The following is a 17,056-nucleotide window of genomic DNA, read 5'->3' as shown; positions in this document are numbered from 1 at the left end:
ATTGACATATTAAAACGATAGATGATATGAGAATGAAATTTACAATATCATACAAGGCAGAGTGGGGGGAGTCTTTGCATGCCGATATCACCTTCTTCGCACGTGACGGAAAGCGGAAGGTGGTAGATCTGGCGATGAACACAGTAGATGGTTATCATTGGATGGCTGAAACCCATACTTTGGAAAACCGTCATCATCCCTTTGTGGCTGTAGCCTATTATTATAAGGTGGTGGATGCCGAGGGAAATGTGGTGCGCAGGGAATCTGTAGCTTCTCCTAGAGCCTATGTGTATGAGGCGAACAGAAACTATATCCTGTCCGACTTCTGGCTGGATGATGAGAATGAGCTGCTGGGCGGTTTCATCAACTATACGTCTCCGGTAGTCTGGACGGGTGATGAGGTTGCCAAGCTGCCTCTGTTCGAGCAGACCGTGATCTTCAAGGTTTCTGCTCCTCAGCTTCACGAGGGTGAGGCTGTGGCACTGCTGGGTAATCATCCAACCTTGGGCGAGTGGAATACTGACCATTATCTTCCGATGATTCATCAGGGCGGAACCAGTTGGGTGCTCTCTGTCAACGTACAGGCTTTGGAGGCTCCGCTGGAGTATAAATATGTGGTAGTGGATGCCAGGACCCATCAGTTTAAGAGATGGGAGTTTGGTGAGAATCGCACCATGGGAACAGGTATCGCCTATGGCCATGATGAGGAGGAGAAAGCCAACCGCTATGCGGTTAGCGGTCCGGATGAAATCCGACTTTATTCCAAGGATGTCTGTATCCTACATGGCGGTGAATTCCGTGTGAAGAAGATGCCACCTCATGCTCAGTTTAATTTCGATACCTATATCTTCGACTTGGATGGTACCTTGCTTTCTACCCTGGGCGATTTGGCTGCGAGCTGCAATTATGCCCTCAAGACGAATGGTTTTCCTGAGCGTAGTGTAGATGAGGTGCGCCGCTTTGTTGGAAACGGTGTCAAGAAACTGATGGAACGTGCCATTCCGGAAGGTTTGGAAAATGAGAAGTTTGAACAGGTGTTTGCCGATTTCCGCAAGCACTATATGATGCATAATCTTGATACCACGCAGCCTTATCCGGGTGTGATGGAAATGTTACAGGAGTTGAAGGATAGAGGTAAGAATATTGCCGTGGTGAGCAATAAGTTTTATGCTGCCACCCAAGCCCTCTGTCGCCATTTCTTTGGCGACTTGGTAGATGTGGCTATCGGTGAACGTGAGGATATTCAGAAAAAGCCAGCCCCGGATACTGTAAATGAGGCTTTGCGTCAGATGAATGCCGATAGGGAAAGCGCAGTCTATATCGGCGACAGTGATGTGGATGTCATGACCGCCAAGAACAGCGGAATGCCTTGCATCAGTGTGCTTTGGGGATTCCGCGATCTCGAATTCCTTATCGCACATGATGCTAGAATATTTGTTACATCCCCGCTGCAGATCTGTTAGTTGATTCCGTGTTCTTCTACGAATTTCACCACATCATCCTTGTTGGTGTCAGAGATAGGCACCGCCAGTTTGCCATAGACTACCTTCATGTTCTGGATGTAGTCAAAATTAGTTAGATTGGCAATGAAAGAGCGGTGCACTCTTCTGAATTTCTGGCGCGGAAGTTTCTCTTCCAGGCGTTTCAGGTTGCCCAGGGTCATGATGTTGCGTCCGTCCGCCATGTGGAACTTCACGTAATCTTTCACGCTCTCGATAAAGAGTATGTTCTCGAAAGGAATTCGGGTGTATTTGCTTTCGTTCCTCACTACTACAAAGCCATCGCGCTTGATAGGGTTGTAGGTATCGTCCTGCATATAATGGTCGAATACCTTCTGGCAGGTCTGCATGAAGTCTTCGTATAGGATAGGCTTGACCAGATAGTCGAAGGCGTTCACCTTGTATGCTTCGATGGCATACTCCTTGAATGCGGTGGTGAAGATAATCTTCACGTTCATCGGCACGAGTTTGGCAAACTCGAGTCCGCTGATCTGCTGCATGTGGATGGCAAGAAACAGAATGTCAAGATGGCTGTGGTGGATTCCATCTACAGCTTCGATGGCGTTGTGGTACGCACCGATAAGATTGAGGGATGGTGTTTCCTCAACATAATGCTTCAGCAAAGCCAAAGCCTCAGGATCTTCATCTATGATGGCGCAGTTTAATATCATACTTATTTTTATTTTTTGATTAGTTGGATGGTATTATCATTTATTTGCCCTAATAACGGCTGATTTCCCGTTTTATTGTATCCGGAAGAACTTTTTTTCAGGAAATCTTATTTTTATTCTTTTTCCCTTAAATTTGCTTAATCTATTTGGCGGTTTGCCGAAAAAGCGTTACTTTTGGGGATTGAATCGAATATATCGGTTCGGAATCGGTCAAACTCCGTTCTGGACTCGCAATCATGTGGCTCGGAAACGGTTGTAATACCGGTTCTTATTGAAATCAAAATGATGATAAACGACATGAATGATAAGAAAAACAATTCTATAAGATATTTTTCTGTAAGCACGTTCTTGCTTACAGGTAAGCAGATGATGCTGGCGATGATGCTGGCTTGTTCGCCTCTTGCCATGTCGGCGCAGAAAATCTCGCTCGGTAGCTGCATCACCCGTGATGGCGGTCAGTATAAGGGAGAGATGGTAAGCGGCAAGCCACAGGGCAAGGGATCTACCATATATAAGAATGGTGATACTTACGAGGGTGCCTACGTCAAGGGAAAGCGCAGCGGATATGGCGTATATACTTTCTCGGATGGCGAGAGATACGAAGGACAGTGGCTGCAGGACCAGCAGCACGGCAAGGGTACCTATTACTTCCAGAACAATAATAAGTATGTAGGACTCTGGTTCCGCGATTTCCAGCACGGACATGGCGTGATGTACTATTACAATGGTGATAAGTATGACGGCGACTGGTATAAGGATAAGCGACAGGGAAAAGGTACCTACACCTATTCCAACGGTGCCAAATACAAAGGCCAGTGGATGAACGACATGAAGAATGGAAATGGATTCTTTGACTGGGGAGATGGAACCACCTACGATGGACAGTGGGTAGATAACCAGCGCTCCGGCAAGGGTACCTTTAAATATGCTGACGGTGATACCTATATTGGCGACTGGAAGGATGATATCCAGGACGGTAAGGGTATCTACAAATTCCATAACGGTGATATCTATGAAGGTAATTATTCGCAGGGTGAACGTACCGGTGAAGGAATTTTCCGCTCAGCCAGCGGTTCGAAATACACCGGACAGTTTGTGGATGGCCAGCGTTCCGGACAGGGTACTTTCGTATGGAAGAATGGCGACATCTATGTTGGCAGCTGGAAAGACGACCTGCAGAACGGTAGGGGAAAGTTGACCAAGAAGAACGGCGACATCTTTGAAGGCGAGTTCAAGAAGGGATATGTCGATGGCAACGTGGTGATACATTACGCCAACGGCAACCGCTTCAAGGGTGTCTATCACAATGGTAAGCGCGAGGGCTTCTGTATCGAGGAGAACAAGGACGGCAAGCGCTTCGAGGGCAACTATAAGAAGGATGCACGCGATGGCAGATTCGTAGAGAAAGACTGCAATGGTCAGGTTACTGCCAAGGGTGTATATGAGAACGGAAAGCGATTTGAGGATTAAACTTCCGGCAAGAATTGAATCATGATTCAATCTAGAGGCAATGAAATGCTTATCCGCTTCTATGCTTTCCTGAAATATAAACTTAAAAAAGTAGAAATCAATCACAAAATTCAATATACTATGGTAATTGATACATTAGACAATTTGGAGAAATATGTTTCTCTTAATCCACTCTTCACAGAAGTAGTGAAGTTTATCAACGAGACTGATCTCACTAAGTTGGAGACCGGCAAGCATCCTATCCAGGGTGATGAACTCTTTGTGAATATCGCTGTAGCTCACGGCAAGACCGAGGAAGAGGCTACCATCGAGGCACATCGCCAGATGATTGATATTCAGATTCCTATGAATACAGAGGAAACCTATGGATATTCTCCAGTGAAGGATCTCCCGGAAGTGGAATACGACGAGGCTAAGGATTGTACCTTGTATCCTGGCGTGAAGGCTCAGACACTGGTAACCTGCAAGCCAGGCCAGTTTGCTATCTTCTTCCCACAGGACGGTCATCAGCCATGCATCGGCAAGGGTGATATCCATAAGGCTATCTTCAAGGTAAAGGCTTAAAAACCTTAATCAAATAGTAGAACCATCTAAAATCATGATATATGGCAACAGAAAAGAAAACTTCAGCTAAAAATACTACAGCAAAGAAGACAACAGCCAAGAAGGCTACCTGCAAGGCAACCGCCAAGTGCGCTACCAAGAAAACCGTGAAGGCTGCTGCCCCAAAACATATCGGACTCGTGAAGAACGATCCATATCTGGCAGACTTTGAGCCTGCTATCGTAGGAAGACATGAGCATGCGCTCTGGAAACTCAACCAGCTTACCCGTAACGGCAAGATTTCGCTCAGCGATTTCGCCAACGGATACGACTACTTCGGATTACACAAGACGGAGAAGGGATGGGTGTTCCGCGAGTGGGCGCCAAATGCTACAGATATCTATCTCATCGGAGATTTCAACGGCTGGCAGGAAAGCCCTAAGTATCGTGCTAAGCGTATCAAGGGCACCGGCAACTGGGAGTTGAAACTCTCGGAAAAGGCAATGAAGCACGGTGATCTCTTCAAGATGAAGGTGCACTGGGAAGGTGGAGAAGGCGAGCGTATCCCTGCATGGGCTAACCGTGTGGTTCAGGATGAGCAGACCAAGATTTTCTCTGCGCAGGTATGGAACCCTGAGCCTTACAAGTGGAAGAAGAAGACCTTCAGGCCTAACACCACTCCGCTGCTCATCTACGAGTGCCACATAGGCATGGGACAGGATGCCGAGAAGGTGGGCACCTACACGGAATTCAAGGAAAATGTGTTGCCACGTATCATAGAGGATGGTTACAACTGCATTCAGATCATGGCTATCCAGGAGCATCCTTACTACGGATCCTTCGGTTACCACGTTAGCAGCTTCTTTGCTGCCAGCAGCCGTTTCGGAACCCCAGAGGAACTCAAGTCTCTCATTGATACAGCCCATCAGAATGGCATAGCTGTCATTATGGATATCGTTCACTCTCATGCAGTGAAGAACGAGATGGAAGGTCTCGGCAATCTTGCCGGTGATCCTAACCAGTACTTCTATCCTGGCGACAGACATGAGCATCCAGCTTGGGACAGTCTCTGCTTCGACTATGGTAAGGATGAGGTGATGCACTTCCTCCTGAGCAACTGCAAGTACTGGCTCAGCGAATACCACTTCGATGGTTTCCGCTTCGATGGTGTAACCTCTATGCTCTACTACAGCCACGGTCTGGGAGAGGCGTTCTGCAATTACGGTGACTACTTCAATGGCCATGAGGATGATAACGCTATCTGCTATCTCACTCTTGCCAACTGTCTGATTCACGAGGTGAACAAGAATGCCATCACCATCGCTGAAGAGGTGAGCGGTATGCCTGGATTGGCTGCCAAGTTTGCCGATGGCGGCTATGGCTTCGACTATCGTATGGCAATGAATATTCCAGACTACTGGATCAAGACCATCAAGGAGCTGAAGGATGAAGACTGGAAGCCATCCAGCATCTTCTGGGAAATCAAGAACCGTCGTGCAGACGAGAAGACCATCTCTTATTGCGAGAGCCACGACCAGGCACTGGTAGGCGACAAGACCATCATCTTCCGCCTGATAGATGCTGATATGTACTGGCACTTCAAGAAGGGTGATGAGAACGATATGGTTCACCGAGGCATTGCCTTGCACAAGATGATCCGTCTGGCTACTGCTTCTACCATCAATGGCGGTTACCTGAACTTCATGGGTAATGAGTTCGGTCATCCAGAGTGGATTGATTTCCCTCGCGAGGGTAACGGATGGAGCTACAAGTATGCTCGCAGACAGTGGAATCTGGTAGATAACAAGGATCTCTGCTATCACTATCTCGGCGACTTCGACAAGGAGATGCTCAAGACAATTAAGAGTGAAAAGAACTTTAACAAGACACCAGTTGTTGAAATCTGGCACAATGATGGCGATCAGGTACTCGCTTATATGAGAGGCGACCTGCTCTTCGTCTTCAACTTCTCGCCAACCCGCTCGTTTACCGACTATGGCTTCCTGGTACCTACCGGTGCCTATAGTGTGGTACTCGATACCGACAACAAGGCGTTTGGTGGCAATGGTCTGAACGATGACGAGATGACCCACCTCACCAACTATGACCCTGTGTATGTGAACGATCGCAAGGAGTGGTTGAAGCTCTACTTGCCAGCCCGTTCGGCACTGGTGCTCAAGAAAAATTAAACATAGATATATGGATCATAAAAGGAATAGCACGGCGAAGATGCGCTTCGCCTGTGCTATCATTTTTTTAGTTTTTGCTTATACATTCCTGGCTTGTTACCAGGCAGATATTTTAGCCGTGGCGCAGCATGTCTTATCAGAAGGTAAGACAGATTATTTCTATACGCTTGCACCGCTGCTTGTTACCTTTGTATGCTTTCTGCTGCAGTTGGGAGCATATGCGGTGACCCGTGTGAAGCGTCGTTTTCACGGACTTACTTATTTCCCTTCATTCCTTTTGCTGGCCCTGATTGCCGATGTGCCTACCCATGTAGATACCAGTGTTTCGCTGGGCTGGTGGTGGCTTGTTCTGCCTTTCAGTCTCCTGGTCTGGGCTGGTGTGATGTGGGTGGTCAGACAGTTGGAACCTCTTGAGCAGGAACCACATAGTTTCGGTTGGTTCTCGCGTTACTCATGGGTGAACATCTCCCAGCTTGTCGTGATGATGCTGGCAGTTATCTTCATCACCAACAATGATCGCCTCTTTCACGAAAGAATGAAGATGGAACATCTGATGAAAGAAAAACAGTATGAAAAAGCTTTAGAGGTTGGAGAGAAATCCCTGCAGACCGATTCGTCGCTTACGATGCTCCGTATAGCCTGTCTTTACAGAACGGGCGAGCTGGGCAGCCGTCTTTTCTCCTATCCATTGGTAGGCGGCAGCCAATCGATGTATATCAATGGCACGTCCGTCAAGGCATTGATGTGGCAGGCTCCGGTGTGGATGTATGGAACATCGCCCTGGATGAAGAAACATCGTCTGAAGTATCGCCTCTCGAAGGAGTACGAGCTTTGTGCGCTTCTGTTGGACAAGAAGCTCGATGAATTTGTCCGCAAGCTGGTTAAGTATCACGAATTGACCAAGCTGCCAACTCATTACAAAGAGGCAATTTTGCTCTATTGTCATCTTCGGACGCATCCTATCGTAGAGTTTCACGACAACGTGATGGATGCCGATTTTTCCGATTATCAGTCGATGGAGCGTAAGTATAGCAATCCGGTAGAACGCCAGTCTGTTCTCCGCGATACATACAGCAACACATATTGGTACTATTATGATTATGGAAATAAATAATAGATTGAGACATAAAATATCGGGATATAGAAGTAAATGGGGATATCCGTTTTTCCGCAACTTGGCGAGTGTCCTATTGTGGATGCTCCTTCTTGTGCCATCTGCGGGCTTTGCCCAGAAGAAGGAAATTCAATTGGCGAAGGATCAGGTGAAGTCGGGCAAGAACCTGCCTCAGGCGCAGGCAAGCATGCAGAAACTTCTGGCAGATTCTGCCAATCAGAACAACAAGAAAATCTGGAACCTCTACTTCGATGCCGTACGTAAGCAATACGAGCAGGGTAACGAAAAGCTCTATCTCAAGCAGAAGTATGATACTGCCCAGCTCTTCAATTTCACCCGACAGCTCTTCGAGATTGCGCAGCAGTTTGATTCTGTAGAGATGGTTCCTAACAAAAAGGGAAAGGTGGAAATCGAATTCCGTAAGCAGCATGCTGATTATCTTTCCCATATCCGCACCAATCTCTTTAACGGTGGACTGTGGTTCCTCGGTAAGAAGAAGTATGCCGATTCCTATAAGTTCTTCGACCGTTATATAGATTGTGCCAACCAGCCGTTGTTCCGGTCGTACGATTACAGCCAGAAGGATAAGCATCTTCCTTTGGCTGCCTATTATGCCGTATATTCCGGCTATAAGATGAAGGATCCCAAGGCAACGCTGCATCATTCTTATGTAGCGCTGAAAGATACCGTGCATTACAACTATATGTTGCAGTATCTTGCCGAAACCTATTATCTGGAGAAGGATACAGCGCGCTATCTGGCATCGCTCAAGGAAGGATTCGAACGGGTGCCTACTTTCCCGTATTTCTTCCCACGACTCGTGGAGTTTTATGTAGATATCAATCAGCTGGATTCTGCGATGGCAGTAGTAGATAAGGCTCTCACCATTGTGCCAGACAGTGATATGTATCTTGTTGCCAAGAGCAACATCCTCTTCGAACAGAGCAAGCTCCAGGAGTGTATCAAGGTAAGCGATAAGGCTATCTCCGTGAATGAGGAACTTGCCGATCCATATTATAATGCAGGCATCTGTTACTTCAATATGGCAGTGGAGCAGGATAAGAGTTCGCAGACTTCGAGAAAGGTGCGTGAACAGGTGGATGCCAATTACAGGAAGGCACTCCCTTATCTCGTCAAGTATAGAAAGCTTCAGCCTGATGAGCAGTCTAAATGGGCTTTTCCGCTCTATACCATCTATCTGAACCTGAATATGGGTAAGGAGTTTGATGAAATAGATAAAATCATGAAGAAAAGGTAATCTCTTTTTCAATAAACAAAAGACAATGATAGATAGAATTTTAGATAAGTTGGGTATCGAACTCAACGATATGCAGCAGGATGCGATGCAGGCCGTGCTGCACACCGATAGAGATGTGGTAGTGCTTTCGCCTACGGGTAGTGGTAAGACGCTGGCTTATCTCCTGCCGCTCTCGCAACTCATTGATGCCGGCGACGATGAGCCGCAGGCTATCGTGGTGACTCCGGGTAGAGAGCTGGCGCTGCAGTCTGCCACCGTGCTCAAGAATATGGGTAGCGGACTTCGTGCCATGGCTTGTTATGGAGGTCGTGCGACAATGGATGAGCATCGCGTGATGAAGCAGGTGCGCCCACAGATTGTCTTCGGAACTCCAGGCCGTCTGAACGATCATCTTGATAAGGGTAATCTGAACCGTTACCATATCAGATATCTCGTAATTGATGAATTTGATAAATGTCTGGAAATGGGTTTCCAGGATGAGATGAGCCGTTTGGTGAAATCGCTTCCTGGCTTGCGCCGTCACTTCCTGCTTTCTGCTACCGAGGCTGAGGAGATTCCTCGTTTCGTACACATGGGCAGAGTAGAGAAGATTGATTATCGAATGGACGAGGAGCAGGTGCCTGAACGTGTACATATATATAAGGTGGAAAGTCCGGTGAAGGATAAGCTGGAGAGTCTGGGTATGCTGCTCCGCAGTTTGGGCGACCAGAGTACCATCGTCTTCCTGAACTATCGTGATAGCGTAGAGCGTACCAATAAGTATCTGGTGGAGCAGGGGTTCTCTACCTCTTTCTTCCATGGCGGTCTGGAGCAGAAGGAGCGCGAGGCTTCACTTTATCGTTTCAGCAACGGCAGTGCCAATATCCTGGTGAGTACCGATCTCGCATCACGTGGTCTCGATATCCCAGACATTGATAACATCATCCATTACCACATGCCGGAAAGCGAGGATGGCTATATCCATCGTGTGGGTCGTACTGCAAGATGGGAGGCACAGGGCAGAGCTTTCTTCCTGTTGGGTCCAGAGGAGCACATTCCGGAATATGTTGATGCAGAGGTAGAGGATTACGAGATTCCTGCCGTTGAGGAGTTGCCGATGCCTGCAAAGCCAAAAATGGCTACCTTATATATAGGTAAGGGAAAGAAGGATAAGATCAGCAAGGGTGATATCCTGGGCTTCCTTTGCAAGAAGGGCGGATTGAATTCGTCTGAAATCGGAAAGATTGATGTCAACGACCGCTATGCCTATGCAGCGATAGCCCGACCAAAGTTGAGAAGTGTGCTCAACAATGTAAAGGGTGAGAAAATTAAGGGCGTAAAGACCATCGTAGAAGAAGTGCGATGATTCTAATGTAGATAAAAGCCTCTTCTTGGAAATTATATCCAGAGGAGGCTTTTCTTGTTATAAATTGATATTTATGGCATAAATATGCGATAAATATGTTAAAAGCACTGACAAAATGAAAGATTTTTGCCCAAATCGCTAAAAATGTGCAGGAAAATTTGGTAGATTCAAATAAAATATGTAATTTCGCATCCGTAAATCCATACATTAGGGTTGCTCAGTTGCCTAAATGGGTGGATTGCGCTTATACTGTTCCTGCTAACAGGAATAGCATAGTCAGAAAACTAAAATAATTAAACAAGATGAAGAAGTACAATTTTAACGCAGGTCCATCAATGCTTCCACGTGAAGTGATTGAGAACACAGCAAAGCAGATTTTGGATTTTAATGGTTCAGGTCTTTCATTGATGGAAATCAGCCACCGTGCTAAGGATTTCCAGCCAGTTGTCGACGAGGCTGTCTCCCTCTTCAAGGAGCTTCTTGACATTCCTGAGGGTTACTCCGTAATCTTCCTTGGTGGTGGTGCGTCGTTGCAGTTTATGCAGATTCCTGCCAACTTCCTCATCAAGAAGGCTGCCTACATTAATTCTGGTACTTGGGCTAAGAAGGCTATGAAAGAGGCAAAGCATTTTGGTGAGGTCGTGGAGATCGCATCATCGTCCGACGCCAATTACACTTTCTATCCTCAGGTTCCTAACGTTGTGCCAGCCGATTGTGATTATTTGCATCTCACAAGCAACAATACCATATATGGTACCGAACTCCGTGTAGATCCAGATGTGAACGTGCCTTTGATTTCTGATATGTCATCAGATATCATGAGCCGTCCTGTGGATGTTTCAAAGTACACCGCCATCTATGCTGGTGCCCAGAAGAACCTCTCTATGGCTGGTGTTACCGTCATCGTCGTGAAGGATGATATGCTCGGCAAGGCTCCTCGCGAGATTCCTACCATGCTCGACTATCGTACTCACGTAGAGAAGGGCAGTATGTTCAATACTCCTCCTGTAGTTCCTATCTATACTTTGATGGAGAACCTCCGCTGGTTGAAGGCAAATGGTGGCGTAGAGGCTGCTGACAAGCGAGCTCACGAGCGTGCTGAGGTTCTCTATGCAGAGATTGACCGCAACAAGCTCTTCAAGGGTACCGTGGAAGAGGCATCCCGCTCATTGATGAACATCTGCTTCGTGATGAACGATGAGTACAAGGAACTGGAGAAGCCATTCCTTGATTTCGCTACAGAGCGTGGCATGGTTGGTGTCAAGGGTCACCGTTCTGTAGGTGGTTTCCGTGCCAGCTGCTACAATGCACAGACCATGGAGGGTGTTCAGGCACTCGTCAAGGCTATGCAGGATTTTGAAGCACAACACTAATTGATAATTTATAATTAACAATTAATAATTTATAATTATCCTTGGTGATAATTGATTCTTAAAGGATTCAAGTATGAAAGTATTAGTTGCAACAGAAAAGCCATTCGCAGCAGCTGCTGTCGAGGGCATTAAGAAAGAAATAGAGGGAGCAGGCAATGAGTTGGTACTGCTCGAAAAATATACAGAGAAGGCTCAGCTTCTCGATGCCGTGAAGGATGTGGATGCGATGATTATCCGTTCTGACAAGGCTGATGCCGAGGTGCTCGACGCAGCCAAGAACCTGAAGATTATCGTTCGTGCCGGTGCAGGTTATGATAATATCGACCTGGCTGCTGCTACTGCTCACAACGTAGTAGCCGAGAATACTCCTGGTCAGAACTCCAACGCCGTTGCCGAGCTGGTATTCGGTTTGCTGGTTTTCACAGTTCGTAATTTCTACAATGGCAAGGCTGGCTCTGAGTTGAAGGGTAAGAAGTTGGGTATCCTGGCATTTGGTAACGTGGGTCGCAATGTAGCTCGCATCGCCAAGGGCTTCGGTATGGAAGTGTCTGCTTATGATGCCTTCTGCCCTGCAGATGTCATCGAGGCTGCAGGTGTTCACGCCGTGAAGTCTCAGGATGAGCTGTTCCAGACTTGCGATATCGTTTCTCTTCATATCCCTGCTACTCCAGAGACTATCAAGAGCATCGATTACAAGACCGTGAACCAGTTGCCTAAGGGTGGTATTCTTATCAATACAGCCCGCAAGGAGGTCATCAATGAGCCTGAGCTCCTGAAGCTTCTTGCAGAGCGTGAGGACTTGAAGTTCATCACCGACATCAAGCCAGATGCTGATGCAGACTTCGCCAAGTTCGAGGGCCGCTACTTCTCAACCCCTAAGAAGATGGGTGCGCAGACAGCCGAGGCTAACATCAATGCTGGTATCGCAGCTGCCAAGCAGATCAATGCATTCTTTGCAGATGGCTGCACCAAGTTCCAGGTAAATAAGTAATTATTCATCCCGAATATATAGCTCATGAAGAGTGCTTTTTCACCGAAGCACTCTTGATGGGCTTTTCGTGTTTTTATTCATCTTGACAAAGTAAATTATAACATTATGGCAATAGTAAAACCTTTCAAGGGCATTCGCCCTCCAAAAGATTTAGTAGAGCAAGTTGAGTCTCGTCCATACGATGTCCTCGATTCAGAGGAAGCTCGTGCCGAGGCTGGCGATAACGAGAAAAGCCTTTATCATATCATTAAACCTGAAATCAATTTCGAACCAGGTACATCTGAGTATGATCCTCGCGTCTATGAAAGCGCTGCAGAGAACTTCAGGAAGTTCCAGGAGAATGGCTGGTTGAAGCAGGATGATAAGGAACAGTATTATATCTATGCACAGACCATGAATGGCAAGACACAGTATGGTCTTGTTGTGGGTGCATACGTAAATGATTATATGACGGGTGTCATCAAGAAGCATGAGCTTACCCGCCGTGATAAGGAAGAGGATCGTATGAAGCACGTTCGTGTCTGCAATGCAAACATCGAACCGGTTTTCTTTGCTTATCCTGATAATTCTGTGCTCAATGAGATTCTGATGCGCTATGCAGCAACAGAGCCTGAGTATGATTTTATTGCTCCAATCGATGGCTTCCGTCATCAGTTCTGGATTGTCAGTGATGACAAGGATATCGAAACCATCACCGCTGAATTTGCCAAGATGCCTAGCCTCTATATCGCCGATGGTCATCACCGTTCTGCTGCTGCAGCTTTGGTAGGCGCAGAGAAGGCTAAGCAGAATCCTAACCATACTGGTAAGGAGGAATACAACTATTTTATGGCTGTCTGCTTCCAGGCAAGTCAGCTCACCATTCTTGATTACAACCGTGTCGTAAAGGATCTGAATGGTCTGACATCAGATGAATTCCTTGATGCTCTTACCAAGAACTTCGAAGTTATTGAGATTGACGCAATTAATGTGAATGTTTCTGGCGATGAGGAGGGTATCCCATGCTATGAGAAGATAGCCATTGATGAAGCAATCGAGCAGTTTGGCTTGGATATCCTGAAGCCTTCCGCTCTCCATTCTTTTCTCGTGTATCTCGATGGTAAATGGTACGGTTTGTTTGCCAAGCCAGGAACCTATGATGATGAGGACCCAATCGGCGTGCTCGATGTAGATATCTCTTCCCGTCTGATTCTGGATGATATTCTGGGCATCAAGGATTTGCGTTCTGATAAGCGTATCGACTTCGTGGGCGGCCTTCGCGGACTCGGCGAGTTGAAGCGTCGTGTAGATAGTGGCGAGATGAAGATGGCATTGGCCTTGCATCCAGTTACCATGCAGCAGATTATGGACATCGCTGACAGTGGCAAGATTATGCCTCCTAAGGCAACATGGTTTGAGCCAAAGTTGCGCAGCGGATTGATTATTCACAAGTTGGATTAATGATTGACGAATTTAAAACTATATCAGATACTGTAGGCGAGGGATATTACACCGAGAAAAGGAGTAAGTTTCTCGCCTTTGCTCACCACGTTACCACTGTTGACGAGGTGAAGGAGATTGTTGCCGGGTACCGTAAGAAATATTACGATGCCCGACATTGTTGTTATGCCTATATGCTAGGTCCGGAGCGCACGGAGTTTCGTGCCAATGATGATGGTGAACCATCTTCTACGGCAGGAAAACCGATACTGGGACAAATAACAAAGGCGGAATTGACGGATATCCTGATTGTTGTAATTCGCTATTTCGGAGGAGTCAAGCTGGGTACCAGCGGATTGATTGTAGCCTATCGTGAAGCAGCGATAGATGCCCTGGCGCATTGCGAGGAGGTAACGCAGCAGGTAGAGGAAATCGTAACCTATGATTTCACCTATCCGATGATGAATGATGTGATGAGGATTGTGAAGGAGATGAATCCCCGCATCGTGGATCAGACTTTCGACAATACCTGTAGCATCAAGCTGTCAATCAGGAAGAGCGAGGCTGAGCAATTGCGTACCCGCCTGAAAAAGCTGTCGTTTGAATAACGGAAAATCACAGAGTTCCCACACGCCCTGAAAGAGGGTGTGTCATAAGTCCACAACGCACCCTTTTTTAGTTTTTAAAGAACGTAAGTCCGCCAGGCGTCCCGCCGGATTTGCAATCCGGCGTTAAAAAATGTCCTAACCTATTTAGGCTCTGCGGATTTGCAATCCGCAGCAAAGGAGTATGCTTTTCCTTTTATTGGGGGATTACAAATCCCCCGGTGTTTATAGGTCGAACCTTTTTTTACGGCGGATTTCAAATCCGCCGGGACGCCTGGCGGGTTTACGCTCTTGAAGACACCTAGGTACTTTGGGGCTTTTATCCGTCCTCGGGCTACCATTATCAGGACTTATGACATACCCTCTTCGTATATTTATCCTTTTTCTTCCAATTCCTTCTGCAATCGGATGATTTCGTCGCGATATTGTGCTGCCTGCATGAAGTCGAGGTCCTTGGCGGCTTGTTTCATCAGAGCAGTGGTGTTGGCAATGCTCTTCTCCAGTTCCTCCCTGCTCATGCTGCGGACGATAGGATCGGCAACCATCGTGGCGCTATCTGGTTCGATATAGACACGCTGTCTGGATCCTTCGGCTCCCTTGATGTTCTTATGATCCATAATGCCTTTGGCTTTCTCGGCACTCTTGATGCTCTTGATGGTGGCTGCACCTGAAGCAGCTTCTTCTTCCTTGCCCATAGGCAGTGCAGAGGTAATCGCCTTCTGAATCTGCTTTGGCGTAATTCCATGGTCGGCATTGTATTTCAGCTGGATGCTTCTTCGGCGGGCAGTCTCATCAATGGTCTTCTGCATGCTGTCTGTGATATTGTCCGCATACATAATCACCTTGCCGTTCACGTTTCTGGCGGCACGGCCGGCGGTCTGGGTCAGGGAACGGTGACTGCGCAGGAATCCCTCCTTGTCTGCATCGAGGATGGCAACAAGCGATACCTCAGGCAAGTCTAGACCCTCGCGGAGCAGATTCACACCCACCAGTACATCATACACGCCTGCTCGCAGATCATTCATGATCTTCACGCGGTCGAGCGTTGCCACATCGCTATGGATATAGGCAGCCTTTACATTGTGGTTCAGCAGGAACTCGGTCAGCTCCTCTGCCATACGTTTGGTAAGGGTGGTGATGAGTACACGTTCATCCCGGTGGGTTCTGGTCAGAATCTCATCGAGCAGATCATCTATCTGGTTCTCGCTTGGGCGTACTTCAATCTCCGGATCGAGCAATCCCGTAGGGCGGATCAGCTGTTCTACTACCACACCTTCAGATTCTCTCAACTCATAGTCGGCTGGGGTGGCACTCACGTAGATGGCCTGATGAATCATACTGTGAAATTCCTCGAAGGTGAGCGGACGGTTGTCGAAGGCGGCAGGCAATCGGAAACCGTATTCCACCAGGTTCTTCTTTCGGGCTCTATCGCCACCATACATCGCACCGATCTGCGGAATGCTCACATGGCTCTCATCTACCACCAGAAGGAAATCTTTCGGGAAGAAATCGAGCAGACAGTATGGCCGCTCTCCTTCATGTCGGCCATCGAAATATCTCGAATAGTTCTCGATGCCCGAACAGTGTCCCAGCTCCTTGATCATCTCCATATCGTATTCCACACGCTCCTTGATGCGCTGTGCCTTGATGCCATCGCCTATGCTCTTGAAGAATTCTTCCTGCTTCACCAGGTCGTCCTGTATCATTCTGATGGCGATTTCCTGCTGCTCTTTGCTGGTTACAAAAAGGTTGGCAGGATAAATCTCATATTCTTCGAAGGAGGCGAGTCGGTGATAGGTGAGGGAATCTACCTCCTCGATGCTGTCTATCTCGTCATCCCACCAGGTTACTCGCAGCACATTGTCGCTGTACGCCATGAAGATATCTACCGTTTCTCCCTTTACGCGGAAGTTGCCGCGCTGCAGTTCGATGTCGTTTCTTACATAGAGGGCATCTACCAGTTTCCGGAGAAATTCATTTCGGTCGAGTTGCTGTCCCCTGTGAATCTTGATGATGTTTTCCTGCATAGCTACTGGTCCACCCATACCATAGATGCATGATACGGAAGATACCACGATGACATCTTTTCTGCCTGAAAGCAAAGCGGAAACGGCACCCAGACGGAGCTTGTCGATCTCATCATTGATGGCGAGATCTTTTTCTATATAGGTATCCGTGGTTGGCAGATATGCCTCCGGCTGGTAATAGTCGTAGTAGGAAACGTAATACTCCACGGCATTGTTGGGGAAGAAGCCTTTCATCTCCTGATAAAGCTGGGCGGCAAGCGTCTTGTTATGACTCAGGATAAGAGTCGGCTTGCCCACGTTGGCTATAACGTTTGCTACGGTGAAGGTCTTGCCGGAACCGGTTACGCCAAGCAACACCTGTGCGGGCTCTCCCTGCTGGATGCCTTCGGTGAGTTGTCGGATGGCTTGCGGCTGATCACCCGTCGGTTGATATTCTGATGTGATTTTAAAGTCCATAATCTCTGTTTTTGGGTGCAAAAATACAAAAAAAACGGCATTAATCGTTATAAAGATTAATTATTTGCGAAAAAATGTATTTTTTCTTTTGATAAT

Annotated in this window: 13 protein-coding genes and 1 pseudogene; 12 read left to right on the top strand and 2 right to left on the bottom strand. The window is 47.3% G+C overall.

Annotation, left to right across the window (positions count from 1 at the left end; all coding sequences use genetic code 11):
- Positions 1-26: 26 nt before the first annotated feature.
- Together CFT61_RS17205 and CFT61_RS17200 are read left to right on the top strand one after the other, a co-directional pair.
- A pseudogene (locus CFT61_RS17205) lies at positions 27-671 on the top strand (carbohydrate-binding module family 20 domain-containing protein); the annotation flags it as partial.
- Between the two features lie 138 nt (positions 672-809).
- Positions 810-1,463, top strand: a complete 654-nt coding sequence (locus CFT61_RS17200) for an HAD family hydrolase (RefSeq protein WP_254918869.1) — start codon at positions 810-812, stop codon at positions 1,461-1,463.
- Here the strand turns inward: CFT61_RS17200 and CFT61_RS05050 are convergent.
- Positions 1,460-2,170, bottom strand: a complete 711-nt coding sequence (locus tag CFT61_RS05050; RefSeq protein ID WP_089543377.1) for a LytR/AlgR family response regulator transcription factor — start codon at positions 2,168-2,170, stop codon at positions 1,460-1,462. The genes CFT61_RS17200 and CFT61_RS05050 overlap by 4 nt on opposite strands.
- A gap of 366 nt (positions 2,171-2,536) precedes the next feature.
- On the opposite strand from CFT61_RS05050, the gene CFT61_RS05045 reads away from it, so the two are divergent.
- The 10 genes from CFT61_RS05045 (at position 2,537) to CFT61_RS05000 (ending at position 14,480) form a co-directional block, all read left to right on the top strand.
- Positions 2,537-3,640, top strand: coding sequence for a phosphatidylinositol-4-phosphate 5-kinase (locus CFT61_RS05045; protein ID WP_254918868.1), 1,104 nt, complete (start codon positions 2,537-2,539; stop codon positions 3,638-3,640).
- Between the two features lie 120 nt (positions 3,641-3,760).
- On the top strand, positions 3,761-4,204 hold the full coding sequence (locus CFT61_RS05040; RefSeq protein ID WP_089543468.1) for a YhcH/YjgK/YiaL family protein: 444 nt from the start codon (positions 3,761-3,763) through the stop codon (positions 4,202-4,204).
- A gap of 41 nt (positions 4,205-4,245) precedes the next feature.
- Positions 4,246-6,372: an alpha amylase C-terminal domain-containing protein gene (locus CFT61_RS05035; protein ID WP_089543376.1), complete on the top strand. Its 2,127-nt coding sequence runs from the start codon at positions 4,246-4,248 to the stop codon at positions 6,370-6,372.
- A 10-nt stretch (positions 6,373-6,382) separates the two neighbouring features.
- Positions 6,383-7,486, top strand: a complete 1,104-nt coding sequence (locus CFT61_RS05030) for a DUF6057 family protein (protein WP_089543375.1) — start codon at positions 6,383-6,385, stop codon at positions 7,484-7,486.
- The gene (locus tag CFT61_RS05025) at positions 7,473-8,744 is read left to right on the top strand and encodes a tetratricopeptide repeat protein (protein ID WP_233904261.1); all 1,272 of its coding nucleotides are present in this window, start codon (positions 7,473-7,475) and stop codon (positions 8,742-8,744) included. The genes CFT61_RS05030 and CFT61_RS05025 overlap by 14 nt, the downstream gene beginning before the upstream one ends.
- A 25-nt stretch (positions 8,745-8,769) precedes the next feature.
- The gene (locus CFT61_RS05020) at positions 8,770-10,089 is read left to right on the top strand and encodes a DEAD/DEAH box helicase (RefSeq protein ID WP_089543373.1); all 1,320 of its coding nucleotides are present in this window, start codon (positions 8,770-8,772) and stop codon (positions 10,087-10,089) included.
- 302 nt (positions 10,090-10,391) lie between these two features.
- Positions 10,392-11,462 (top strand): 3-phosphoserine/phosphohydroxythreonine transaminase, encoded by a 1,071-nt coding sequence (gene serC / locus CFT61_RS05015; protein WP_089543372.1) that lies wholly within the window; start codon positions 10,392-10,394, stop codon positions 11,460-11,462.
- 73 nt (positions 11,463-11,535) lie between these two features.
- Positions 11,536-12,453, top strand: a complete 918-nt coding sequence (locus CFT61_RS05010; RefSeq protein WP_089543371.1) for an NAD(P)-dependent oxidoreductase — start codon at positions 11,536-11,538, stop codon at positions 12,451-12,453.
- Positions 12,454-12,558: 105 nt separating this feature from the next.
- The gene (locus CFT61_RS05005; RefSeq protein ID WP_089543370.1) at positions 12,559-13,893 is read left to right on the top strand and encodes a DUF1015 domain-containing protein; all 1,335 of its coding nucleotides are present in this window, start codon (positions 12,559-12,561) and stop codon (positions 13,891-13,893) included.
- On the top strand, positions 13,893-14,480 hold the full coding sequence (locus CFT61_RS05000) for an IMPACT family protein (RefSeq protein ID WP_089543369.1): 588 nt from the start codon (positions 13,893-13,895) through the stop codon (positions 14,478-14,480). The genes CFT61_RS05005 and CFT61_RS05000 overlap by 1 nt, the downstream gene beginning before the upstream one ends.
- 371 nt (positions 14,481-14,851) lie before the next feature.
- On the opposite strand, the gene uvrB is transcribed toward CFT61_RS05000, so the two are convergent.
- Positions 14,852-16,960, bottom strand: coding sequence for an excinuclease ABC subunit UvrB (uvrB, locus tag CFT61_RS04995; RefSeq protein ID WP_089543368.1), 2,109 nt, complete (start codon positions 16,958-16,960; stop codon positions 14,852-14,854).
- Between the last annotated feature and the right edge of the window lie 96 nt (positions 16,961-17,056).

The sequence above is a fragment of the Segatella copri genome (assembly GCF_002224675.1).
GTDB classification, from domain to species: domain Bacteria; phylum Bacteroidota; class Bacteroidia; order Bacteroidales; family Bacteroidaceae; genus Prevotella; species Prevotella copri_U.
The sequence above is the reverse complement of the archived record's forward strand: the minus strand, read 5'-3'. Positions and strand labels throughout refer to the sequence as shown.